Source organism: Pseudomonas sp. MF6776 (genome assembly GCF_016613125.1).
GTDB lineage: Bacteria > Pseudomonadota > Gammaproteobacteria > Pseudomonadales > Pseudomonadaceae > Aquipseudomonas > Aquipseudomonas iridis.
In genome coordinates, this window is sequence record NZ_JAENSQ010000004.1 from 47,896 (window position 1) to 74,430 (window position 26,535).

15 protein-coding genes are annotated in these 26,535 nt (G+C 55.3%); 8 read left to right on the forward strand and 7 right to left on the reverse strand.

Annotation, left to right across the window (positions count from 1 at the left end; translation table 11 throughout):
- Positions 1–103 precede the first annotated feature (103 nt).
- Entirely contained in the window at positions 104–7,891 is a 7,788-nt protein-coding gene (locus tag JJD74_RS05700) for a leucine-rich repeat domain-containing protein (RefSeq protein ID WP_200612129.1), read from the forward strand.
- Positions 7,892–7,901: 10 nt separating this feature from the next.
- On the opposite strand, the gene argR is transcribed toward JJD74_RS05700, so the two are convergent.
- From argR to acs, 7 genes are all read right to left on the reverse strand, one after another.
- Positions 7,902–8,882 (reverse strand): transcriptional regulator ArgR, encoded by a 981-nt coding sequence (gene argR / locus JJD74_RS05705; RefSeq protein ID WP_200612140.1) that lies wholly within the window; start codon positions 8,880–8,882, stop codon positions 7,902–7,904.
- A gap of 246 nt (positions 8,883–9,128) precedes the next feature.
- Positions 9,129–9,893, reverse strand: a complete 765-nt coding sequence (locus JJD74_RS05710) for an ABC transporter ATP-binding protein (RefSeq protein WP_003227281.1) — start codon at positions 9,891–9,893, stop codon at positions 9,129–9,131.
- 27 nt (positions 9,894–9,920) lie between these two features.
- The gene (locus tag JJD74_RS05715) at positions 9,921–11,033 is read right to left on the reverse strand and encodes a M14 family metallopeptidase (RefSeq protein ID WP_115146177.1); all 1,113 of its coding nucleotides are present in this window, start codon (positions 11,031–11,033) and stop codon (positions 9,921–9,923) included.
- Position 11,034: 1 nt separating this feature from the next.
- On the reverse strand, positions 11,035–11,733 hold the full coding sequence (locus JJD74_RS05720) for an ABC transporter permease (RefSeq protein ID WP_042560548.1): 699 nt from the start codon (positions 11,731–11,733) through the stop codon (positions 11,035–11,037).
- Positions 11,730–12,419: an ABC transporter permease gene (locus JJD74_RS05725; protein WP_007912702.1), complete on the reverse strand. Its 690-nt coding sequence runs from the start codon at positions 12,417–12,419 to the stop codon at positions 11,730–11,732. Before JJD74_RS05725 ends, JJD74_RS05720 begins: the two co-directional genes overlap by 4 nt.
- Before the next feature lie 91 nt (positions 12,420–12,510).
- Positions 12,511–13,284 carry an ABC transporter substrate-binding protein gene (locus JJD74_RS05730; RefSeq protein WP_200612143.1) on the reverse strand — a complete coding sequence of 258 codons (774 nt, stop codon included), beginning with the start codon at positions 13,282–13,284 and terminating at the stop codon, positions 12,511–12,513.
- A gap of 728 nt (positions 13,285–14,012) precedes the next feature.
- On the reverse strand, positions 14,013–15,968 hold the full coding sequence (acs, locus tag JJD74_RS05735; RefSeq protein ID WP_200612146.1) for an acetate--CoA ligase: 1,956 nt from the start codon (positions 15,966–15,968) through the stop codon (positions 14,013–14,015).
- Positions 15,969–16,433: 465 nt separating this feature from the next.
- On the opposite strand from acs, the gene JJD74_RS05740 reads away from it, so the two are divergent.
- The 7 genes from JJD74_RS05740 to JJD74_RS05770 all read left to right on the forward strand — a co-directional run bounded on the left by JJD74_RS05740 (position 16,434) and on the right by JJD74_RS05770 (position 26,464).
- Positions 16,434–16,694, forward strand: coding sequence for a DUF2790 domain-containing protein (locus JJD74_RS05740; protein ID WP_200612149.1), 261 nt, complete (start codon positions 16,434–16,436; stop codon positions 16,692–16,694).
- A gap of 550 nt (positions 16,695–17,244) precedes the next feature.
- A complete protein-coding gene (locus tag JJD74_RS05745; protein ID WP_042560552.1) occupies positions 17,245–18,495 on the forward strand; it encodes a ribonucleotide-diphosphate reductase subunit beta in 1,251 nt (416 codons plus the stop codon).
- A gap of 560 nt (positions 18,496–19,055) precedes the next feature.
- Entirely contained in the window at positions 19,056–21,683 is a 2,628-nt protein-coding gene (locus tag JJD74_RS05750; protein ID WP_200612152.1) for a Z1 domain-containing protein, read from the forward strand.
- Between the two features lie 10 nt (positions 21,684–21,693).
- Entirely contained in the window at positions 21,694–22,692 is a 999-nt protein-coding gene (locus JJD74_RS05755) for a PD-(D/E)XK motif protein (protein WP_200612155.1), read from the forward strand.
- On the forward strand, positions 22,683–24,530 hold the full coding sequence (locus tag JJD74_RS05760) for a hypothetical protein (protein ID WP_200612158.1): 1,848 nt from the start codon (positions 22,683–22,685) through the stop codon (positions 24,528–24,530). Before JJD74_RS05755 ends, JJD74_RS05760 begins: the two co-directional genes overlap by 10 nt.
- Complete coding sequence (locus JJD74_RS05765; protein WP_200612161.1) at positions 24,527–25,429, forward strand: hypothetical protein; 903 nt, start codon at positions 24,527–24,529, stop codon at positions 25,427–25,429. Before JJD74_RS05760 ends, JJD74_RS05765 begins: the two co-directional genes overlap by 4 nt.
- On the forward strand, positions 25,430–26,464 hold the full coding sequence (locus JJD74_RS05770; protein WP_200612164.1) for a hypothetical protein: 1,035 nt from the start codon (positions 25,430–25,432) through the stop codon (positions 26,462–26,464).
- The last annotated feature ends 71 nt before the right edge of the window (positions 26,465–26,535 follow it).

Sequence of the window (26,535 nt, forward strand, 5' to 3'; positions counted from 1 at the left end):
GAGGATATCAATTCAACCCGGTGCCAGCGGTATATATATGTACCGCACCGCCATCGCATGACTCTGATTTGCTGGGGCCTTTCCAGACCAAGGAACGGTCCCTATGCACCCAATCCCAGATCGGCAATCTGCCAAGCTCCCCAAACCACCCTATGACGACATACATGACGCCCACTTCCACCCGCTCATAGCAGGCATCCCTGACTGGCTCGGCACCGCTTCGGCCGCCAGGCGTCAAGCCTTTGGGCGCCAGGCTCCTTTCCTGCCGCCAAAACTGAAGACGCAACCGGACGTCAGGCATCAAGCCCTCATGGCGCTGAACGCCACGCATTGGCGCGCGCAAAACGATGTTGAGAAACGCCTTGAACACCTGCAGGACGCCAGCGCCTTCGCCGAACCGCTGCTCAAGGCAGAGCTGAAGGAGAAATTCGATCTGGATGTAGATGTCAGGACCACGTTCGTGCGCCTTTATATTCCCGCGAAGACGCCGTGGTTCCCAATCAAAACCGGGGCGCGCGCCTGGACGGTCTCGTTGCTGGATGCCGCACTGCACAACTTCGAACTCGCCGAGACCGAAGACGACGCCTACGAACCCGAGTCGACCTTCATCACCCAACCCGACGCCAGAGGGCAGTTTGAAACCCTGCCCTCGCTCAAGGCCAGGCTGAGCATCGTGGCGTTCACCAAACTGTGCCGCGAGCTGGATATCGGCGCCCGATACCAGACCTACCTGCGGGAAGCCCTTGGCTCCACCCATCCCGTTGCAGCGGCGGTGCTGCGACACAAAATCGACGCGAGCCAGAAGGCCGCGATGCAGGCCGCGCTGCAATGGGCACGGATGAGCGGTGACATCAGCGAGGACTATTTCCTGCGGATCGAAGCACTGCTCGATGCAGCACCGGCTGCGCCAGGTGATCGGCCAGCATTGAAATGCCAGGACCTGTCGATGCTGGAAACGCCCCTGACCGGCATCGTCGTCTTTGCGCCCGAGTTGCTCGAGCCGCGAACGTCGGCGCGCGTTGTGGCCTACATACCGGATGACCCGGAGCATCCGGTCAAGGAATATGCCTCGCCCGCCGAGATGTACACCGAACTGACGCGACAACTGCGCTCCAGTGATTACCAGAAATTCTTCAGCCGGTTCGTCAATCTCGAACAGCGCGGCGTGTTCTTCGCCACGCTGAACGCACGCCTGAGCGGGATAAAATGGCACGAACCGGTCGCCGGCAGCAGCGAGCCGCCCTGGCGCGAGACCCCACTTGAGCAGCCCAAACTGCAACTGACCGTCACGCCGATCAACGCTCCACTGTGGCAGCACCTCTACCAGAGCAAGTTGAACAAGATCCTCAATGATGCGGCGATCATCGCAGTGCCCACGGCAACGGTTGATCAGAAAGTGCGCTGGGCGTTCTGGGACTCGGTCGTCAACATTGTCTCGACGATCCTGCAGACGGTCGCGTTCATCATCGCGCCATTCGTGCCCGGCCTCGGCGAACTGATGATGGCTTACATGGCTTATCAACTGCTCGACGAAGTGTTCGAGGGGATCATTGCCTGGGCGCAAGGCCGAACCACCGAAGCGTTCACCTACCTGATGGGCACCCTCGAATCACTGGTGCAGTTAGGCATTTTCGCCATCGGCGGGGCGATTGGCGCCGGTGAGTTCCGCAAAGTCCTGCCCACGGAAATCGTCGAGTTCATCGACCGTTTCAAACCTGTGCAAATGCCCGGCGGCCAGACCAAATACTGGGAGCCGAACCTGGCACGGTACGAGCACACAGCGTCTCCCGCGGCAAATTCCGCACCGAATGAACTGGGCCTGCACGCACATGAGGGCCGTCAACTGCTGCCCCTTGATGACGCGCATTTTGCCGTGAGCGAAACACCCGATGCCGGTGAATACCGGATTGCCCACCCGACCCAGGCCGACGCCTATCAACCCTGGGTTCGCCATAACGGCGAAGGCGCCTGGCACAGCGAAATCGAACAACCACTGACGTGGGACAGACCGACGGCGCTGCGCCGCATCGGCCATTCGGTCGAGTCGTTTTCAGCCGCCCAACGAGAAACGATCCTGCAGGTCAGCGGCCTCGACGAAGAAGTGCTGCGCACCATGCACGTCGATCAGGAAATTGTTCCGCCGCTGCTGGCGGACAGCATCCAGCGCTTCAGGATCGATCAGGACCTGCAACGCTTTGCCGATGATTTACACAGCGAATCGCCCGAGGCGTATTTGCGCGCCGATCCTGTTTTGCAGTTACAACTGTTGACCGAACAGGGTCGTTGGCCGAAGGGCCAGCGCTTGCGCCTGCTCGACCCTGAGGGCGAACTCGTCTGGCAGTCGTCCAGCGATGAGAGCCTGCCGCTGACAACCCTTGCCCAAGGCAGCCTCAAGGACGGCGACCTGCTCAAGACCCTGCTCTCCTCCTTCGATGAGCAGCAAGCCAAGGCCCTGCTCGGCGAGTCGTTCGCCGGTCCGACGCTGGCGCTGGATGTGCGAAGCCAGAAGTTGAGACAGCAGCTGGCAGAGATCGCCACACAGCAGCGAACTTCAATCTTCGAATCCCGCTACGACGCCCTTCAGCGCAATGACGATCCGCTGGCCAACCTGCTCGCACAACACGATTCAGGATTGCCCGCCAGCGTCACGCGCGAACTGCTCGGCACCGCGACCGGAGAAGAGCTGGTGCAGATCAGCGAAGGTCAGTTGCCCCCGCGCCAACAGGCGCTCATGCAACTGGCCAATCAGGAGCTGCGTGTCACCCGCGCTTACGAGGGGCTGGAGCTGGACTCGGTCAACAGTCCGGATACCGACACCCTGGCACTGCACAGCCTTAAACGTCTGCCCGGCTGGAGCGGTGAGGTGCGACTGGAGATTCGTGACGGGCATTACGAAGGACGATTAGTCGGCAGCACCGGAAGCGTGGAGGCGCCCGTTCAAAAAGTCCTGGTGCGGCAAAGCGACGGCACTTATCAACCCTATGACGAGCGAGGTCAGGAACTGCATTCAGCGACCGACTTGTACTCCGGCATTCTCTACGCCCTGCCCGATAGCGAACGCCAAAACCTGAGTATCCAGATCGGTCAGGGCGACAACCTCAAGACAGCGATCCGCAAACGGCCAATGGAGCGAAGCGAGTTGCGCCTCGCGATTTCTCCTGCGCCGATCCCGGAACCGACCGTGGACACGCTGCGGCTTGTGGGGCGCGGTGGCCGTGGTGGCGGCGCCGGGATTAATGCGGCTTATTCCTTCGGCGCGCCGGATGCCGCAGCAACGGATGTAGAACGGGTACGGGCGATTTTTCCGACCTTTACCCCTGAAGATGCACGGGCATTCGCAACCCGGTTTCAGCATGATCGAGCCGGGCTGAGCAATGAACTGTCGCGCTTGCGGACGGAATTCAGCCAACTCAAGGATGATCTGCGGCGCTGGAAGAACGAGGCGCCTGTGAATGACCCGGACACCGGGGTAGCACTGACGGACATCCAGCGCCGGGCCGCCGCGCAGAACCGTGCGCTGTTCAAAAAAGCCGTAGAGGGTTGCTGGCGTAGAGAACCAGGAGGGGCCGACACCTACATGCTGCAGATTCTGGAGCCGGTGGCGGGAGAACTGCCGACGCTGCATGCCGATTTCAGCCATGTCACCATGCTGTCCTTCAAGGGCAGCGCCGGTACACGCGGTGTTGAGCGTTTTCTGCAGTATTTCCCGTCCCTGCGCTACCTCGACATGCATGACCTGAACGTGCCCGATTTACCGCAGAGCTTTGCCAACATGCCAAACCTGCAGCATCTGGCGCTGCGCAACTGCGGCATAAGGCTTTCGACCGCGGACTCCGCTGGCTTCCCACCCATGGAACAGCTTTCGATCCTTGATTTGCAAGACAACCCGCTGGGCGTGCCGCCCGACATCAGCACCCTGCCTGCGTTGCACTACCTCAACCTCGACAATACCGGCATCTCCACCACGCCCCCGGGATTGCTCGACCATCCAAACCTGTTTACCGGCAAGTTCGACGACAACCAGATCACTGAAATCCCCGAAGAGTTGCTGACGTCATCGCACTATTTGACCGGGCAGCTGAGCTTTACCAACAACCCGCTATCCGCCGCCACTCGGGAGTCGGTCAAGACCCTCTTCAACCGAACGCAGAGAAATTTCGGGGTGACGATCGAGCAGGCGGATATTCATCGCGCCACCGAACTGTTTCCAGCACTGAGCGCTGAGCAAGCGAATGACCTGCTCTACAAGTTGCCCGGCTCACTGGCCGAAGGCCGAAGCCAACTCGCCAACTGGGAGGCAGAGGTCACGCAGTTACGCACTGATCTTGCTCAATGGAAAACCCGGATCCCGGAGCACTCGGCTTCCAGTGGCCAACGCTTGAATCACAACGAACAGGTAAGTGAGCATCTGGCGAGGGAGGACTTCGCCGAAAAGATGGAGCACTTCTGGCGCAACAGGTCGCCTCGCCAGCCCGGCGCCAGAGACAGCCATCTGGTGGCGACCCTCGAGTTCATGGGGGACATGCCCGTGCTCAGCGCAGACTTCAGCCATGTGACCCGATTGACGTTTAACGGCAACAAGAGCATTACGGCGTTGTCACCGTTCCTGCAACGGTTCAAGAGTCTGACCATTCTGGAACTGCGTTTTTTTGATCTGGAGCCGGGTCTTCTGCCAACCCTCGACCTGCCCCGGCTCTGCGCACTGGAGCTCAAGAGCTGCGGCTTCGTACTCACGCCTGAAAACCAGGCAGCCTTGGTGAAGATGAATCAGATCGAGATCCTGGAGCTGAGCGACAACCCATTAGGCTCCCTGTTTGATTTGAATCTTTTGCCCATGCTCAGGAGCATCGATCTGTCCCTGACCGGCATCAACGAACTCCCGCCCAGGCTGCTCGATCTTCCCGAACTGCACATCGCGGTTCTGCGCGACAACTTCATCACGCAGTTGCCAGAAGCGCTGTTCAAGCTACCGCTGGACCATACACGAGGATTCGACTTTGCTGAGAACCCGCTTTCAACCGAATCGCGTAACCGGATAAAAACCTACTTCCGCAAGACCAGTCATGACTTCGAAGTGTCAGCAGACACCGCCGATGTCGAACTCGCCAGAGAGCTGTTTCCGTCACTCGACGCGCAGGATGCGAGCAACATGATCTACTCCCTGCCCGGCACCCTGGCAGAGGGCAGGATTCAATTGCAACACTGGCAAGCGGAGCGCGAAACCCTGAGGGCGGATCTCTCTGCGTGGACTACCCAAGGCTCGACGCATCACCCGGTGACCGGCGAAGCTCGCCCGCCCATGGATTTTCTCAATGACTTCCGGGCGCGAGAGGACTTTCGCGAGCAGATTTTACGACTCTGGGAAAGCCGCTCGGACGGCACCGACACGCGTAACGACTTCTTTGAAGCGAACCTAGCTTTTTCGGGAGATATGCCAAGGCTGACGGTCGACTTCAGTCACGTTTTGACGGTGGATTTCACCGGCAATCCGGGCATCACCGAAGTCGGTGGTTTTCTAGAGCTCTTCCCCTACGCGCAAGTGGTGGAAATGCGCGATTTCGCGCTGGGTCAAATGCCAGACAACCTCACTCGCCTGAAAGAGCTCAGGGAGCTGTCGCTGATTAACTGCGGCGTTACGTTGACAGCCGACGGGCAGAGCGTTCTGGAATCATTGAGTGAACTTGAGCTGCTTGATCTGCGCAACAACCCGCTGGGGGGCGCGCCTAACGTTGAGACAATGCCGCTGCTCAATGATCTTCGCCTTTCCAATACCGGTATTTCCAGCTTGCCGGAAGGTCTCGCTGACCATCCCAACCTGCGCGATGTCAGGCTTGATGGTAACGGGATCGTCGATCTGCCCGACTCCTTTTTTGAGGTTGTTCCCGACCTTGCCGATGGCATCAACCTGGCGGGCAATCCGCTGTCTGCGACCAGTCGCAATCGAATCAAGGGGCATTACCACGCCCTCAACAATTTCGGAGTGCTCCCCGATACGGCCGATATCGCCAAAGCCAAGGTACTGTTTCCAGCACTGAAGTCCAAAGGCGCCGTCAACATGATCTATTCCCTGCCCGGCTCGCTGGCGGCTGGCAGCGCTCAACTGCTGCGTTGGGAAGCCGAGATAGCGACGATGATCAGCGACCTCGCCGAGTGGGCCGAACGCATTCCCCCACGCGACCCGAGCACGGGTCGTTTCATCGATGCGGTCGAAAGAGCCAGCCAGCATTTTGCCCGGACGAATTTCAGTCGAGAGTTGCAGACTTTCTGGCGCAGCCGACATGTCGAAAAAACTGAAGTACGCTCCAATATCTTCGCTGCCGAACTCAGGTTTATCGGCGACATGCCGACACTGACTGCTGATTTCAGTCATGTCGCCCAGCTCTCTTTGCTGGGCAACGATGCGCTGACAGTGTCTGATGGCTTTCTGAGCGGCTTCAGCAGGCTACAGGCTTTGGAGCTGCGCACATTCGCTTTGGGGCGGATTCCCCCGGTGCTCAATCGAATGCCTACGCTCAGATCGCTGGTGCTGAGTAGTTGCGGCGTCATCTTCGATGCCGAGGGGCAAGCTGCGCTCTCTTCACTGTCGCGACTCAGGGCACTGGATCTTCACAACAACCCATTGGTCGAAGCGCCAGACGTCTCGGCGCTGACCGAAATGATATTTCTGGATCTCTCCAAAACCTCGATCGACCGTGTACCGCCCGGACTCTCCAGCCAGCCCCTTCTGGAGGACGTAATGCTCTCTGAGAACAACATCAGCGAACTGTCCGATGAACTGCTCAACCTCCCCGCCGACGTCGCCCAGATTATCGACTTGCATGACAACCCGATCTCGGCAGCTGCGCGGGAACGCATCAAAGTCTGCTACCAAACCAGCGGCTACACATTCAGCGTGCCGGTCGAAGCCACGGACAGGGAACTGGCCCTTACGCTTTACCCAAGTTTGACTGACAGCCAAATCAACGAACTTGTCTACAGTTTGCCCGGCACGCTAGCTGATGGTCATGCCGAACTGGTACGCCGCACCACTGAGCTTGCCACGCTGACAAACGAGCTCGATTTATGGGCCAATGAGACACCGCTGGATCCGGCCAACCGCAGCCCACTGACGGGCGACGCTCTGAGAGAGGAACAGGCCAACAGACAGTCGCTCAAGCAAACCCTGGAAAACTGCTGGCGCCGCATCGTTGCACAGGGGCACAACGAATTCGAATTCAACTTCAACGCCCCTGTGAGGGGGGACCTGCCCACACCTACAGCAGACTTCGCGCATGTGCGCACTGTCTTCCTGTTGAACGGGTCTGGCGCGCCGTCGCGTCTCGGTGAGTTTCTGAAGCTGTTTCCTAACGCAGAGAAGCTGGCGATTCAGGGTTATCAGCTCAACGACATTGCAACAGTCGTGACGTCCATGGAAAAACTCACAGCATTGAGACTGTCGGGCTGCCACATCACGCTGACCCCGGCCAGCGTTGAGGTGCTGGCCACGAGGAGCAATCTCAACACGCTGATTCTAAGAGACAACCCGCTAGGCCTCACCCCTGAACTCGGCCGCCTGGAGCAGTTGTCCTGGCTGGATCTGAGCAACACCGGCATCAGCGAACCACCGCTCACGCTCCCCGTGCAGCGCCTGGAGTACGTCAATTTCTCCAACAATGCGATTGTCGAGTTACCGGAAAATTTCTGGAACGCCAGCACTACCGAGTTCGATTTCAGCGCTAATCCGCTATCCGCGCAAAGTGAGCAACGCGTGGAACGTTATCGACTCAGAAGAAATGCCGCACTGGCAGAGCGACAAACAGAGCGAGTTCCGACGCCGTCCGAGTCGACATCCATTTCCACAGAAACGGAAGGATCAGTCATGTCGATCGACTCATCCGATCTTTCAGAATGACCGGCGGCGGTTAACCGCGCTCTGACGGCACCGACGACAATTCAAACGGGCTGCTGCTGCGCCGCTGGTTGCGATCTTCCCGCGGCGTGGCACCGAAGAAATTGCGATAGGCGCTGGAGAAGTGCGGCCCCGAGGAGAAGCCACACGACAAGCCGATCTGGATGATCGACTTGCTGGTCTGCATCAACATTTGCCGGGCCTTGTTCAGGCGCAGTTCCAGGTAGTACTGGCTCGGCACGCGGTTGAGGTATTGCTTGAAGATCCGCTCAAGCTGCCGACGGGACACGCACACATGCTGGGCGATTTCGTCGGTGGTCAGCGGTTCTTCGATGTTGGCTTCCATCAGCAACACGGCTTGCGTGAGCTTTGGATGGCTGGAACCGAGGCGATTCTGCAATGGAATGCGCTGACGCTCGCCGCCCTCGCGGATGCGCTCGACCACCAGTTCTTCCGAAACGGCGCCGGCCAACTCTGCACCGTGATCACGGGCCAGCAATGCCAGCAGCAGATCAAGCACGGACATGCCGCCGCACGCGGTCAGGCGATCACGATCCCAATCGAACAGATGGCTGGTAGCGATGACCTTCGGAAAGCGCTCGGCGAAATCGTCCTGCCAACGCCAGTGCACCGCCGCGCGGTAACCGTCGAGCAAACCCATTTGCGCCAAGGGGTACACACCGGCGGACAAACCACCGATCACACAACCGGCACGCACCAGTTGCTTGAGCGCACTGCTGAGTGCCGGGGCCAGGGTAGTCGGCGGCTCATCGGCGACCAAAAACAGTTTCTGGAAGTTTTCCAGCTTGCCGGCCCATGGTTCGCCGGGTAATTGCCAGGCGCCGTCGCTCGGCGGCTCGGCCTTCAAGAACGACAGTTCGTAGACCACGTCCGGATGCACACGCTGAGCAACACGCAAGGCCTCCTCCGCCAGCGCCAGCGTCAACGCTTTAGTGCTGGGCCAAATCAGGAAACCAATTCGATGGGCAGTCATGGGTGGGCGATCCGAAACGAACAACGGTGATGAAGGCATGGGCCAATGCTAGCCCGTAAATGAACGTAAATCGCAAAACCGGCGCAGATCCATTCTGGGAGCTGGCTTGCCAGCGATGGCGGTGTATCTGCACCAGATATGCCAACTGGCCCACCGCTATCGCTGGCAAGCCAGCTCCCACAGGAATTGTAGCCAGCCTTCAGGCTGCGAAGCATGCACTATTCCGGTGCATATCGGCAGCCCCGTTTACTTGAGGCTACCCGACAGGAATTGCTGCAGACGTTCCGATTGCGGATTGACCAGCACTTCGCGTGGGTTACCGCTCTCTTCAACAACACCTTTGTGCAGGAACACCAACTGGTTCGACACTTCACGGGCGAAGCCCATTTCGTGGGTCACGACAACCATGGTGCGGCCTTCCTGAGCCAGCGCCTGCATCACCTTCAAGACGTCGCCGACCAGTTCCGGGTCGAGCGCCGACGTCGGTTCGTCGAACAGCATCACTTCCGGTTCCATCGCCAGCGCTCGGGCAATCGCCACACGCTGCTGCTCGCCACCGGACATGTGCCCCGGGAACGCGTCCTTGCGATGCGCCACGCCAACCTTGTTCAGGTAGTGCTCGGCTTTCTCGCGGGCTTCGGCCTTGGAGACGCCGAGCACATGCACCGGCGCTTCCATGATGTTTTCCAGCGCGGTCATGTGCGACCACAGGTTGAAATGCTGGAACACCATCGACAGGCGCGAACGCATGCGTTGCAGCTGTTTCGGATCAGCGGCTTTGAGCGCGCCGTCCTTGTTGGCGACCAGTTTCAGCTCTTCGTTGTTGAGCAGAATTTTGCCCGCGTGCGGCTGCTCGAGCAGGTTGATGCAGCGCAGGAAAGTACTTTTGCCGGAGCCACTGGAGCCGATGATGCTGATCACATCGCCGGCTGCCGCTTTCAGGGAAACCCCCTTGAGCACTTCGTGACTGCCATAGCGTTTATGCAGGTCTTGGACTTCAAGTTTGTACATGCGGTCGGTTCTCACAAAAACAGTCAGTCAGTCGTTGAGCAAGCGCCCGTGACGCAGCGCTTCGCGCCCCGCCACCTTGGCCAGCCAGAAACCGGGTTGGGCATAGCGCAGCCGTTCAATGGCAAACAGCACCCCGGACGTACCAGCACACACCGTGCTGACCCGATCGGACACAGGGTCGATCACTTCAAAAATCTCGTCACCGGCTTCAACCCACTCGCCGGGTTTACGCAGAAAACTCACCACGCCCGGGTGGGGCGCGAACAGCAATTGCGTGCCTTCAAACGGCATGCCTTCGCACGCTTCGTGCGCCGCATTCGGCCACTCGCCGGTAATCAAACCTTGCTCGGCGAGGAACGCCAGAATGCCTTCAGCATACGCCTGGGCTTCAGCGCGACCAGTGTCGGCCTGACCGCCCAGCTCAATGGTCGTTGCCAGGCACGCCAATGGAATCTGCGCATCGGGGAACTGCCGCGACAGACGCAACCACGGCAGCGAACACGCTTCGTCGAAAGAGCTGCCGCCAGAATCTTCCGCCAGCAAACCGACTTTCACGTTCAGATGCGCTGCCAGCGAACGCCACTGCGGCCAGTGCTGCGGCAGCGCGTACATGTGCAGCGCGGCTTCGGCGTCGCAGTGCAAGTCGAGCACCACATCAGCGTTGCAGGCGTGGCTGAGCAAGACGCGTTGCATGCCTTGCAACTGGCTGCTCGCCGCAGGCAACGCCGCCAGATGATCAGCCATCGCCTGACGGATCAGGCGAACGTTGGCGTGTGGATCATCACCGAGGCTGTCGGCCAAAGCAGCCGCAACCGGCGCGCTCAGCTCAACGAAATCACGGTTGAAGTTCTTGCCACTGCCCGCCTCGAAACGGCCCTGGTGATTGCCTTGCAGCAACTGCCCCAGCCCCAGCGGGTTGGCCACCGGGACCAACTCGATCACGCCGTTGAGCAAGCCTTTTGCTTCGAGTTCGCCAAGGCGCTTTTTCAGCTCCCAGGCGGTGCGCATGCCCGGCAATTCGTCAGCGTGCAGGCTGGCCTGAATGTAGGCCTTGCGCTCGCCGCCGCCGAAACGGAACACCGAAATCTTGCGCTCGCTGCCCAGATGGCTCCACGGTAATACGTGATCGATGCGTTCCATATCAGTGCTTCCGCGGGGCCAGGTAACTCAGCCAGCGGCGCTCGGCCAGCTTGAACAGCTTCACCAGAATGAAGGTCAGGCACAGGTAGAACACGCCAGCGGTGATGTACGCCTCGAACGGCAGATAGAACTGCGCGTTGACGGTACGGGCCGCACCGGTAATGTCGATCAGGGTCACGATGGACGCCAGACTGGTGGTCTGCAGCATCATGATCACTTCGTTGCTGTACTGCGGCAGCGCCCGGCGCAGGGCCGACGGCAACAGGATGCGTTTGTACAGTTTGAAGCGCGACATGCCCATGGCCTTGGCCGCTTCGATCTCACCGTTCGGCGTGGCCTTGAGGCTGCCGGCAATGATTTCAGCGGTGTAGGCGCTGGTGTTGACCGCGAACGCCAGGCACGCGCAGAACGTCGCGCTGGACAGCCATGGCCAGAGGAAGCTTTCACGTACTGCCTCGAACTGCGCCAGACCGTAGTAGATCAAAAACAGTTGCACCAGCATCGGCGTGCCGCGAATCACGTAGGTGTAGAGCCACGCGGCGCCGTTGACGACCGGGTTCTTCGAGACGCGCATCAGGCCCAGTGGCAACGCTGCCAGCAAACCGAAAAACAGCGAAAACGCGAGCAATTTGAGGGTGGTCACCAAGCCGCCGAAGTACAGCGGCAGAGCCTCCCAGATGACGTTGTAGTCGAAGATCATAGATCAGCCGCCCTTACGCCTACCGAGTAGCGCTTCTCAAGTTGACGCAGTATCAGCAACGAAACGCTGGTGATGACCAGGTACATCGCCGCCACTGCAAGGAAGAAGGTGAAAGGCTCGCGGGTAGCATCAGCCGCCTGCTTGGCCTTGAACATCATGTCTTGCAGACCGACCACGGAAATCAGCGCGGTGGCCTTGGTCAGTACCAGCCAGTTGTTGGTGAAGCCCGGAATCGCCAGACGGATCATCTGCGGCACCATCACCCGGAAGAACACCTGAAAACTGCTCATGCCGTACGCCATGCCTGCCTCGGCCTGGCCTTTGGGAATGGCCATGAACGCACCACGGAACGTTTCCGACAGGTACGCACCGAAGATGAAACCGAGGGTGCCGATACCAGCGGCCAGCGGATTCAAATCGATGTAATCGTCATAGCCCAGCATCGGCGCGACGCGGTTGAGCAAGTCCTGACCACCGTAGAAGATCAGCAGGATCAACACCAGATCGGGAATGCCGCGGATCACCGTGGAATACAGATCGCCCAGCCAGGCCAGCCAGCGCACCGGCGACAGGCGCAACGCGACACCGATCAGCCCGAGAACGATGGCCAGGGCCATGGAAGACAAGGCGAGCTGAAGCGTCAGCCATGCGCCATCGAGGATGACAGCCCCGTAGCCTTTCAACATGATTCAGGTCCTCGAAAGTTGGGATGAAAAAATGGCGCAAACCTCAGAGATCCTGTTGCTTGCGCCATTTCGGACTTGTCGCAGAGACGTATTACTTGCCGTAGATATCGAAGGCGAAGTACTTGTCCTGGATTGCTTTGTATTTGCCGTTTTCACGGATAGCCGTGATAGCGGTGTTGATCTTGTCTTTCAGGGCGTCGCCCTTGCGCACTGCGATGCCTACGCCGTCGCCGAAGTATTTGACGTCGGTGAATGCCGGGCCAACGAAGGCGAAACCTTTGCCAGCGTCGGTTTTCAGGAAACCGTCATCCAGCAGGGTCGCGTCAGCCACGGTGCCGTCGAGGCGACCGGCGGCCACGTCCAGATAGATTTCGTTCTGCGAACCGTACGGCTTGATCTCGGCACCCAGTGGGGCCAGGACTTCGCGGGCAAAACGCTCGTGGATCGAACCACGTTGCACGCCGATGTTCTTGCCCTTGAGCTCAGCCAGACCTTCGCTGACCTGAGTGCCGGCCTTCATGACCAGGCGGGCCGGAGTGTTGTAGTACTTGTTGGTGAAGTCCACAGACTTCTTGCGATCATCAGTGATCGACATGGACGACAGGATCGCGTCGATCTTGCGCACTTTCAGTGCCGGGATCAGACCGTCGAATTCTTGCTCGACCCACACACACTTGACCTGCATCTGCTCGCACAGGGCGTTGCCGATGTCGTAGTCGAAACCGACGATGTTGCCGTCCGGCGACTTCGACGCGAACGGAGGGTAAGCCGCTTCGATACCGATTTTCAGAGGTTTTTCATCTGCGAAGGAATTCAGCGACAGCACGGACAGTGCCAGGGCGCCAAGCAGCACAAGTTTCTTCATCTTGGGACTCCATCGGTAAAGGGCAAAAACGGCAGAGTGAGCGACAGCCCAATATGCGAATGGGTGAATCGAGAAATCGGTTGCTGCATCGGTGGGAAATTTCCCATTGAAACCGTCGCAGGTTTCAACGTCAGCCACGATGAGCGGGTGATCGGCATTCTAACGACAGGCCCGAAGCCGATATTTCTTCAATGCGACAACTAATTACAGATGCACAGAGAAACCCGCTTGAGCACATTGACAGCCCCGCATTTTCATGCAAGAGCGAACGATTGTGAACCGATCTATGCTGCAAATTGCGGGCCTATTATTCGCAAACCCTTCTAATCCGGCAAGCGCAGCGTTATGTCTTATTTTTCACTGGAGGGTTTGAGGCTCTAAAACGGGGCGATGCGTTTCCCTATGCCCCGGTTTGGCGCCAGCGGTTACATATTGGGTTACGTGGATCTGGCCCGGTAACAGTGGGAAATGTCTTACGGCGCAGATCGATAATTATTGGTTGGGTGGGTTTGCGGACTGACAGCTGACTACCCCGGCGTCTGACAAATTGCCTTCGCGAGCAGGCTCGCTCCCACAGGGATCTGCATTTTGTCTGAAGGTACTCGGTCAAACTGTGGGAGCGAGCCTGCTCGCGAAGGGTCCAGTCCAACCACAACAAAACCTCCAGACACAAAAAAGCCCCGCCCGGCATACACCGGACAGGGCTTTCTTCTCTTCAGACCTGCTACTTATGCAACATTCATGGTCTTGTGCGTATCAATCAAATGCTGCACCACACCCGGATCAGCCAGGGTCGAAATATCGCCCAACCCGTCATATTCCGCCGTAGCAATCTTGCGCAGAATCCGGCGCATGATCTTGCCCGAACGCGTCTTCGGCAAGCCCGGCGCCCACTGGATCACGTCCGGCGAAGCGATCGGCCCGATCTCCTTGCGCACCCAGTTTTTCAATTCCAGACGCAGTTGCTCACTTGGCTCTTCACCGCCAATCAACGTGACATAGACATAAATGCCCTGCCCCTTGATGTCGTGCGGCACACCGACCACCGCTGCTTCAGCGACTTTCGGGTGGGCAACCATGGCGCTTTCGATCTCGGCTGTGCCCATGCGGTGGCCAGACACGTTGAGCACGTCGTCGACACGCCCGGTGATCCAGTAGTAACCATCGGCATCACGACGCGCACCGTCACCGGTGAAGTACATGCCACGGAAGGTCTTGAAGTAGGTGTCGACGAAGCGGTCATGGTCGCCATACAGCGTACGCGCCTGGCCCGGCCACGAATCGAGAATCACCAGATTGCCTTCGGCCTCGCCCTCAATAATGTTACCGAGGTTGTCGACCAGCGCCGGCACCACACCAAAGAACGGACGCGCCGCCGAACCCGGCTTGAGCGCGTGAGCCCCAGGCAGCGGGCTCATCATGTTGCCGCCCGTTTCGGTCTGCCACCAGGTATCAACGATCGGGCAACGCGACTTGCCGACATTCTTGTAGTACCAGTCCCAGGCTTCCGGGTTGATCGGCTCGCCCACCGACCCCAGCAGACGCAGGCTGCTGCCATCAGCGCCTTCAACGGCTGCCTGACCCGACGCCATCATCGCGCGGATCGCGGTCGGCGCGGTGTAGAGGATGTTGACCTTGTGCTTGTCGACGATCTTCGCCACCCGGGTGATGTCCGGATAGTTCGGCACGCCTTCGAACAGCAACGTGGTCGCGCCATTGGCCAGCGGGCCGTAGACGATGTAGCTGTGACCAGTGACCCAGCCGACGTCGGCGGTGCACCAGTAAACTTCGCCCGGGCGATAGTCGAACACGCGCTCGTGAGTCATCGCCGCGTACAGCAAGTAACCGCCAGTCGTGTGTTGCACGCCCTTCGGCTTGCCGGTCGAGCCGGAGGTATAAAGGATGAACAGCGCTTCTTCAGCGCCCATCTCTTTCGGCGCGCAAACGGTGCCCGCCACTTTCATCAGGTCTTCGTACCAGATGTCGCGATGCTGGTTCCACTTGATCTCGCCGCCGGTGCGCTTGCACACGATGACTTTCTGGATGCTGCTGGTTTCCGGATTGGTCAGCGCGTCGTCGACGTTAGCCTTGAGCGGGATTTTCTTGCCGGCACGGATGCCTTCGTCGGCGGTGATCACCACTTTCGATTTGCAGTCGATGATGCGACCGGCCAGCGCTTCCGGCGAAAAACCGCCGAACACGACCGAGTGAATCGCGCCGATCCGGGTGCAGGCCAGCATGGCGACCACGGCTTCGGGAATCATCGGCATGTAAATGGTCACCACGTCGCCGCGGTGTACGTCCTGACCACGCAGGGCGTTGGCGAGTTTGCACACTTGTTCGTGCAGTTCGCGGTAGGTGATGTTGCGGCTTTCGGAAGGATCATCACCTTCCCAAATGATCGCGACTTGATCGCCGCGCTCGGCCAGATGACGGTCGAGGCAGTTGTAGGAAACGTTCAAGGTGCCATCGGCAAACCACTTGATGTCGACATGGTGATCGTCGAACGACGTCTGCTTCACCGTGGTGAAAGGTTTGATCCAGTCGAGACGCTTGGCCTGCTCGCGCCAGAAACCGTCAGGGTTGACGACCGACTGCTGGTACATGGCTTTGTAGGTCGCCTCGTCAGTCAGCGTGTTAGCCAGAACCTCGGGACGAACGGGATACAGAGAAGCCGCACTCATCTTTCCTACCTCGGTGTAATAGTTGTTTTTGTATGACCCTGTTGTAACGGGGCCGGGCCCATAGAACCATTCGACGATGGTAGTAACAAGCCCCTACAAAACGTCCAGATACCCCTCGCGCAGGCCTTACACCGCTCAGCCAAATCACCGCGCCCCCCCTGTGGGAGCTGGCTTGCCAGCGATTCAGACGACTCGGTCTATCAGACACACCGCATCGCAGCAGACACGACATCCAGCGATTGTTACCAAATCTGCCAAAAGTGTTTATCAAAACCCGCTCTGTTTACCCCTGCCCTACCTCCCTAAAATTCACCTTGCCAACACGGCAAACGCGATTAACAACGTTACAGCCCCCACGAAGGCCGTTAATCCAGCTCTCCAAGTAATGCATCAAATACTCAAGCTCCACACGCAACCCCAAAAAGGTTGCGTGACCCCACTCGACCTCAAAAAGGTAACTTTGAAATGAAAGCTTTATTGGTTCTGGCCCTCAGCAGTCTGTGCGTAACCGCCATGGCAGAAGAGGTCCCGACTGATGTCGCACAGCAACAACCGATCATCGAGGAATACACCTACTCGACCCACCTGGACATCGCCAACGTTGTATCCATGAGCGAGATTCCAAATGTCTGCGAAGTGGTACCGGCGAAAATGGAGTACAACGACTCCAAAGGCCAGCGTCACATCCTGCGCTATAGCGTGATGGGCAACGGCTGCACCAATTGAGGATTGAGACTGCACCGAATTGAACCGCTCTGCGCAACATTGAGGGTCGATTCCAGCCCGACTTCGGTCGGGCTCAGTTGTGTCTGAAGTCGTTTAAAATGGTTGCAAAACACTAGATGTAGTGAAAAACGCGATTTTTTGTACGTTTTTTGATCAAATCCACAACTGCGATATTTTTCCAAAAAAAAATCTTTCCCCGGCAAAGCCCTGTAAACCCTCACTCTCCTCGAAAAACCATCCTCCTCGACCGCTCCATGTGCGGATTCGCCTCAGCACAGCCGTGTTTTTTTCCCTATAATGCCGCCCTAATCGGGACAGCAATATTCCCTTACAGGGATGAAAAGCCAGTCTGAAGCCCCGCAGCAGCGTCCAACGCTGATTGCGCCCGTCAGAGGCTCTCGGAACCCCGAACAAAATTCTGTTTTATTGCCTGCCTTAGCTGCTGCAAAAAACGATTCCTTTAGATCCAACGCGGTCTGTATGGCCGTGTGAAAAACCAACCATCAGGTTTCACACGGGCGACAGGCCCTCACGCAGGAGACGACACGTCATGCTGAGCTGGGACGAATTCGACAAAGAAGACAGTGAAGTAGCAGCAGTGAAAGGCGCCAACGCCGGCCACGCTACCGAAGCCAACATGGACCGCCTCGACAGCGCCGGCGGTGCCGCCGCCCTCGAAGCACGCGCCGTAACGGCCAGTGACTCGGCTGCCGTGGCCCGCGCCAAGGCTGCACTGAACTCCCTCGACGTCGCCGAAGGCCTCGCCGAACTCGAAGGCGCCTCCGCCCGCGTCGCCGTTGACGAAAAGCGCATGATCAACTGCCGCGCCGACCTCAACCAACTCGTGCCATTCAAGTACGACTGGGCCTGGCAGAAGTACCTGGACGGTTGCGCAAACCACTGGATGCCGCAAGAAGTCAACATGACCGCCGACATCGCCCTCTGGAGAAACCCGGAAGGCCTGACCGACGACGAGCGCCGCATCGTGATGCGCAACCTCGGCTTCTTCTCCACCGCCGACTCGCTGGTTGCCAACAACCTGGTCCTGGCCGTGTACCGCCTGATCACCAACCCGGAATGCCGCCAGTACATCCTGCGCCAGGCCTTCGAAGAGGCGATCCACACCCACGCCTACCAGTACTGCATCGAATCGCTGGCCATGGATGAAGGCGAGATCTTCAACATGTACCACGAGATCCCATCGGTCGCGAAAAAAGCCACCTGGGGCCTGAAATACACCCGTTCGATCTCCGATCCGAAGTTCGAAACCGGCACCGTCGAAACCGACAAAGAGCTGCTGCGCAACCTGATCGCTTACTACTGCGTTCTGGAAGGCATCTTCTTCTACTGCGGCTTCACCCAGATCCTCTCCATGGGCCGCCGCAACAAAATGACCGGCGTCGCCGAGCAGTTCCAGTACATCCTGCGCGACGAATCCATGCACCTGAACTTCGGCATCGACGTGATCAACCAGATCAAAATCGAAAACCCACACCTGTGGGATGCCGAAATGAAGGAAGAAGCGACCCAAATGATTCTGCAGGGTACGCAGCTGGAGATCGAATACGCCCGCGACACCATGCCTCGCGGCGTACTGGGCATGAACGCGGCAATGATGGAGGACTACCTGAAGTTCATCGCTAACCGTCGTTTGTCGCAGATCGGTTTGAAGGAAGAGTATCCAGGGACGACTAACCCGTTCCCTTGGATGAGCGAGATTATGGACTTGAAGAAAGAGAAGAATTTCTTTGAGACTCGTGTGATCGAATACCAAACTGGTGGTGCTCTGAGCTGGGACTAACTAATAGTCTCGCTCGCCACGATTTGACGGTTGCGGTCTGAGTCGACAAGTCGAGAAAGCAAAAAGCCCCGATTTAATCGGGGCTTTTTTATTGGAAGATGGGTGGCTCGTTTCATTCCGACGTGACAGCCTCCTTCCCCCGAAAAAAACAGTCGACCAATACCTAGTGAAATTTAGAAGAGGACTGCCTTCTGACAAGTCCTTTCTTCTGTTGCTACGACATCACTCACATAAGAATTAACGCGCTCCGCCCTCATCAACTCCCCAAAATGTAGTGCTCCATAGTGTGTGTGAAGGTCGCCCCATAGAGTTGTCAGATGACCGTCAGCAAATGACAACGCCTTCAACGAGACGATGTTGATCTTTAGCAATTTGGAGTGGCGATGAGCCTAGCTGAACAAAAACGCTTTGATGGCTCCCCCCACCCAACCTTGGTGAATATTCCTAACGAAACGATTTTCTAGCATCAATAGATCTAAAGTCTACGATAGCTGAATTGCACGACCCGCAAGCGCGATGTACATTGCAACAACATTGAGATGCAACATCATGGAGCCATCATGCCAGGACCGCAAGTTGACAAGTTACATGAGCGAATTTCGCAGGCAATGTCTAGGTTTTCCAACCTAGATGAAGCGGTAGAGTCCGTACGCCAAGAGCTAGATACTCTAAGCCCCGGCTTGGCAATGATGCTTCACGCTGAAATCGAAGAGGCGAAGTCGCTGGTAGCTCTTCAATTCGAACAAATCGAAATCCTTCATCGCTATTCCGTGATCCAGAAACGCCCCCAATGGTATTTTGGGCCAAAGCCTTCTGATCTCCACTGGCCTGCAGTGCGAGGATATCTCGTCAACAGCAAGGGTTGGGACGAAAATGACGTTGAGGGAATCAATGATGCTTCAAACGAGGTCGTATCCCTTCTGGAAAGTCCTAACCAGCAGCAGTTCTCTTGCCGTGGTTTAGTTCTGGGATACGTACAGTCCGGAAAAACTGCGAACATGACCGCTACGATAGCGAAGGCTCTGGACGCCGGATACAACACCGTAATCGTGCTCGCAGGCCTGACAAATACACTTAGATATCAAACTCAGTTAAGATTTTTTGATGATCTTGTTTCTCGCAACCCTCTAAATTGGCAGGTCCTTACACCGAACGACCTAGACAAAGATTTCCGGGCGCCGGCACAGGGTGGCTTCTTGTCACACACGGACAAAGCACAACTGGCTGTAATTAAAAAAAATGTCTCGCCACTTGGACAACTAAAACTTGCTATAGAAAGAACGATGCCAGCCGTTCTCGGTAAACTAAGGATTCTCGTCATTGACGACGAGTGTGATCAGGCTAGCGTTAACGCAGCACGTAGCGAGTTAGAAACCACAGTTATTAATGAACGGATTCGAGAAATCCTCTCCCTCCTACCTGCGGTGACTTATGTGGGCTACACAGCGACCCCATTCGCGAATGTACTCATCGACCCTTATAGACAAGATGGTCAACAGCTAGATGATCTCTATCCACGAGATTTCATTACCGCGCTTCCTTTACCTAAATCATACTTCGGAACCGAAAGGCTGTTCGGCAGGCCTCCCGCAGACCCCGGAAATGTGCTTCCCGAGGAAGAAGGCCTAGATATGATTCGGGAAATTCCGGCTGAAGAAATAGCACTACTCCAGCCCCGCAGTATGCGAGAAAGGGATGATTTCCACCCTCTAATGACCGATAGTCTCAAAAAATCTATCCTTTATTTTCTCGCATGTTGCGCGGCAAGGCAATTTCGGGGCCATTCGTCCAAGCACATGACAATGCTCGTTCACACTTCAGCCTATGTTACAGCTCATGAACGTGTATCAGCTTTAATAGAAGGCTGGATCGATATAAATCGTGCAGGACTCTTAGACCAGAGCAGTACGATTGGACAGCAACTTGAGCAACTTTGGATCGAAGAAAAAGGTCGACTACCCGCCGACATTACTAATGCTACTCCAGTTAGCATTGAGCATATCTTTGAACTCATGCCAAAAGTACTCGAAGCGTTAGAATTTCCGATAGAGAACGGTGGAAGTGAAGACAGAATTGATTACACCAAAACACCAAAGACATACATCGTTGTGGGGGGATCCATTCTCGCCCGAGGGCTGACTCTTGAAGGACTGGTGGTCAGCTTTTTTCTACGTACTGCGGACCAGTACGATACTCTTCTACAGATGGGTAGATGGTTCGGTTTCAGACCCGGCTATGAAGATCTCCCTCGAATATGGATGCCAGAATCGCTGAAACTACGATTTCGTGAACTTGCCTCTATCGAAGAAGAAATACGCGACGATATTAAACAATACAGACTCTGCGAATTGACACCGATGCAGATAGCCGTTCGCATTCGCTCGATTCCCGGGATGGCTATCACAGCAGCCACGAAGATGCGAGCAGCTCGTCGATGTGCCGTGAGCTATTGGGGAACCCACCGGCAGACGTTCCGCTTCGAACATACGAACACTACACAGCTTCGAAAAAACTGGGGAGCTGCTGCCGAGCTAATCAGTCGAGCCGACGCACTTCAGCTTCGAGATGAAAGCGCTGATGCAAACAAGCGAGTATGGCGAAATGTTCCGAAATCTTCGATCCAACGTTTTTTAGAAACATATGAAACGCACATTACTCATGCTGATCTCAGTCGCCAGATTCTTCTGCCGTTCATTGGTGGCAATGATATTAGACTTACCAAATGGAATATAGCTCTGATAGAGCCGACGGCGGGTCAACTATCAGATGATACGCTTGGCAGTGCTGGGCACATCACTATGGTTAAGCGCTCAAGACTTGACGGTGCTGGTGATGCCGATATCAAGGCCTTAATGTCGAAACAAGATATCCTTTCTGATTGCTCGGAGATTGCGGCAGGAGATCACGGCTGGGATGAACTGAAGGAACTCAGGCGCGAAACTGTAGGTGAAGTGCCTCTTCTACTACTGTACGTTATCGATAAAGTATCCGACCCAGCAAGGTCAGGAACAGCTCGCAGAACTTTGAACGCGGCCCAAGATGTATTGGCTTACGGAATCATTTTCCCAGGTTCTGTTACCGAGAGCGGTAGCTACGTTTCAGTCGAGTTGAAGGCACTTTCTGCGGAAGACATCGAGGCTATCGCTATAGAGGAAGCTTCCCAAGTTGAAGCTGCTGGCGTTAAGTGAGTAGTTGCATATGAACGCTAAAAAGATGTGGGCAGTGCTACGTAGTGGTAGCGACATCGGCAATGATTTTGAAATTCGAACTATCCCCACCGATGTCATTACTCCAGCAGGTAGGGTACGTTTAGCGTTGGGCTCGAATGAAGAACCCCGAGTTCTTCTTCCATTAAGCGAACGCGAAACGGTTTCGCGCCTAGGTGCAGAAGGTGCTATTTCGCTAACTGTATCTTATTTTAAACATAGTGGGCAGTCAGTAAAATTCATTGATTTAGTCTGTCTTTCAAGAGAGCTAGAGACGGTTTTCGCTGAGTTTGTTGATGAAATGCTTGCCAGAGTTGACACAGGCGTTAGCTGCATTGCTGCGATCGAGTCCACTATCGAAGACTTCCGTACCCTTCTGATGCAATCAGATAAAAAAGATGTTTCCGCAAATGTAGTTGTTGGCTTAGTAGGAGAGTTACTAATACTTAATCGACTACTGGACCTTTCTGCTTCCGGATGGAGGGCATGGAGAGGTCCAACTGGTGATAGGCATGACTTTCGTAGGAATAGTAACTCCCTAGAAGTCAAGTCGACAATTAAGACAGGAAATCGGACTATTGAAATTAACGGCCTCGACCAGCTGGAACTTCCTGCCGATGGGAGCCTGCATCTTTTGCATTTGACACTTGAGCCTGTATTTGGTGGAAGCCTCAGCATACACGACTTAGCTGCAAGCGCTTTGAGGAAAGCAGATCAGCCTGCCAAGCTTCGAAGTCTACTCGAAGCAATTGGATGCGAGGACTTCGATAAACCTCGCTGGAATCGAGATTCTTTCCGAATACAATCTGAATCTTTCTATGAAGTCATAGAAGATTTTCCACGGCTAACCTCATCAATGCTCTCCGCCGGAGTCGCACACGCAGGCATTTCCTCTATTAGCTATTCCGTTGATCTAACTTACGCCTCGAACTTCCTACGTACGGACGAGATTTATAGACTGATCGAGAAGGAGCTCAGTGGATGTTTATAAAACCTATGCAGCTTTTCTCGGAACCTTTTGGTTCAACGGGAAACATCGGCGATAATATCCTTCGACTTCTTGGCGCACCCACACTCGACCCACTCCAGACATTAATTCGTGAGGCCTTACAAAATATCGCAGACGCTGCAAAACTTGGGATTGGCCCAAAGATTGAAATAAGAATTCGTCGACTTACAGAAAGTCAGCGATTAATACTTAAATCAAAAGTTTTGACATCTCTACCAGAGTCTGAGCAGTCACGTATAACTCTTCGAAATTCGCTTTCACAAAAAGAACTTGTCGTGATGGAAATTTGCGATTTTCGTACCATAGGGCTTGGTGGTCCAACCCGTTCAGACCGAATTCCATTAGGGACTAAAGACACTCAGTTTATAAATTTTCTGCGAAATATAGGTGCAGCGAGAAACACGGTGCAAGGTGGCGGCACTTACGGCTTCGGTAAAATAGCGCTCTATCGTGCAAGTTGTTGCAGCACCATCATCGTAGACACACTTCCACATTCGGCCGGATTGGAGGGGCGCCGAATTATTGGTTGTCATGTGGGTTCTTCTTTCCAGGTCTCGGACAAGGCCATGTCACAACGCTTCACTGGGCGCCATTGGTGGGGTTTACCGGATCCCGAGGACGGAATAGTGGATCCACTGACTGGTACGGACGCTCAAGCTCTCGCCTCAGGCTTGGGATTGCCAGACAGAGCCCATGATCAAACTGGCACTTCAATCATGATCCTAGACTTCATGACGGATGGCGAAGACCTCAAAACTATAGGCAACAAAGTTATTGAAGCCATCTTATGGAACTTCTGGCCTAGGATGATGCGCGACACGCCAGCTTCACATAAGTTTGATCTACGCGTTGAGCTGGATGGAGTAGAAATCAACATTCCAGCACCTGAAGACTTTCCTCCTTTAGATCTTTTTTCAAAAGCAATGCGTGCTGCGCGCTCTGGCAAAGGTAATGACGTGCGCTCACTCACAGCAACCAAATCTCACATAAAGGTTGGAACGCTCGCCATTGAAAAGGGTTTGAGATCATCTAGGCGACCATTTGTAGCAGAAGGTAGTTTATTCCCGGCAACGTCCCAGCATATTGCACTCATGCGCCCCGTGGGGCTTGTTGTTAAATATCTTTTGGGGACAGCCTTGCCTGATGAACGACTTGAATGGGCTGGAGTTTTCGTCACTAGCGATGACAAGGATGTTGAGTTAGCGTTTGCTGAGTCAGAGCCACCCGCTCATGACGATTGGATCCCTGAAAATCTGCCGAAAGGTATGCCAAAGACACTCGTAAACGTTGCTCTTCGAGACCTCCGCGCTCATGCATCAGATATGGGGTTGGGTTCGCCTGGAGGAACACCACGCCCTCAGTCGGGTCCTCCACTAGCTAAACTAGCAGGGCGTATGGGATCTGCACTCGAAGGAGTTAGCGGGGACGGTGCTGGAAAAAAACGAAGCAGTATGCCTAGAGGGAGTGTAACGCCCTCCCGCGCTCGAGCTAGCGCTCCGAATTTCTTTCGATTAGAAGCTACAGAAGATGGAGTAGTGGCAGTTTTCTTAACTGAAGTCCGTCAAAACTTCAACCGTACTGGAAGCGTTCTAGCTATAACTGCAGCTGTCGCGGTCGATGGAGGTCGATCGATCGAGTCGGATGTTACACTGCCTTCCGCTAAAGTATTGTCAATTCGCTCCTCCGACGGCCTCCAGTTTGCAGAAGGGGACGAACTTACTATTAGCGGCGCAGATGGAGTGTACGAAATTCGGGTGCAGATTCCATCCGATTGTGCAGTAGTCGCCGATGCATCTGTACTGACGGAGAGTAGCCGGTGAGCCGTATCGCATTTCCTTTCTTGACCCTTTCCGAATCAGCAGTGATCGCTTCTTCGTGGTCAATTTCTCTCAACGAAGCTGTGTGGGTTCCAGCTGGAGATTATTTACAGAACTGGGATCCCGCGTCCTTTATTCGTCTGCGACGTCGGATAGCAATCGATCCTTCTATCGCCGCAGCAGATTTGAATCTTGACCCGAGAGACCTCTTTTTTTTTGCGACAGTTAGTATTGGTACGGGTCAAGGTCGGCTACCACGACTTATATTGAACCGTATAAATCTCACTTTAAATGCAGAGGCTTGGTTCGTTGAATTTGATCTGGAAATAACAGGCGAGGCACTTTCAACAGTTCTCGATATCAGCACACGGATAGCCTTGGCTGCGCCGATATCTGCTCCTCCTACTCTCTCTCCCTCACGTACAGGAGATTTACTCTGGTCAGATCGCATTAGGATAAGACTTGAAGGGGAGGAGCCCCGTTTTCCAATTGAAATCGGAGATATGCAAGTATTGCTTGGAGACATGCTTTCTTCATCAGCCCCTTGGTACCTACACTGGTCTCCGCGTGATTGGTCTCGCGATTTTCATGGGGCTATGCGGCTTTACTTGAATTCGACAAACACGGATTTTATCGAAAGGATTCAAGATGAAGATCCCATGATGATTCAAATGCTAATGGCCGATGTGATGGGACAGGTCTGCGAGCGTTTGATAACAGATCCAGAAGTGGAAGACCTATTTAACACGCCCGAACCCGGATCTTTGGCAGCGCAAGCATCGTCATGGCTGAAAAAGGCGTGGCCTGGCAAAGACCAAAACTTTATAAGATCCGTATTCGACAATAGACCGGGCATATTTCGAGCTTCATTCGTAGCACTCGCAGATCTTGGAGATAAATAGTTGATTATTTTGTTACCTAGGCTTCCTGCACCAACAGCAGAACGTTTGTTGGATAAGTATTTACACAACGGTCCCGACCACTGGTCTGGATTTAATGCGTGCGAGCTTCCGGAAGCTGTGAGATTTACTTCGACTGGTGGCAGCCCAATATCCTCAAATGTACTTGAAGAAATTCGCGCGGGCATTCTTCACATCGCCAAAAACAATGGATATGGCGAAAAGACCACGAGGACTGGATTATCAAATTTTGACGCGCAAACCGCTGCTTGGTTAGCGGATCACCAAGTTCTAGCAAGCGGGGAGGCCCTCAGAGATGATGTATGGGCATTTATAGCAATTGTTGTGGCTCCAGACATTGTGAATTGGAGATTCGGTGATTCGCCTGAAAGGTATTTCGGCGGCGTGCGCAACACGTTTCAAAGACTCTGGATGCGTGGGAAAATTTTTGATAGAGGCCGGACAAGTCTCGACCGGTGGGCATTGCTTGAGAAACTTACCGAGGACGCATTTGTGCAGATCACTGAGCGACCTAGCTTGAGCGCTAATCCTATGTTGGCTCTCGGAATAGCTGAAGCGTGGGTTCGAGCATCTTTACATCACGGCAAGGGGCCAATGGAAAGCCTGACTCGGCAGGCGATGCTCAAAATTCGCGTGAGGAATGAAATCAGATGTCTGGATGAGCTTTCAGGCGATGAGCTAGCAACTTTTTTTGACACGATTTTCGAAACGCCCACAACAACATCTATAAAGCCAAACAAAGAATCAAAGATTACTGAAATAATAAATTCAAAAAAATCTAAGCTCGACGACATACCTGCCACAACGCTGATTGCAGCAGCGACGAGAGTATTAGAAGAGGCAAAACGTTGGAATTTACTCTCTCCTAAATCTAATGCGGCGCTGCATTCACTGCTACAGTCAGAGTTTGGCCTGACGTCCAACGAGCGGAACGCATTAAGATATCTGCTTGAGCGAATAGAAAACATCGGATTACTAGAGGAAGAGCGAAGAACTGTACGTTTTGCAATCGACTGACTCTAAAAAACATCCCCATAGCCGCTATATAAGAAACTGAAATTTGCGACGAGATTAAATTAAAGGAAAGG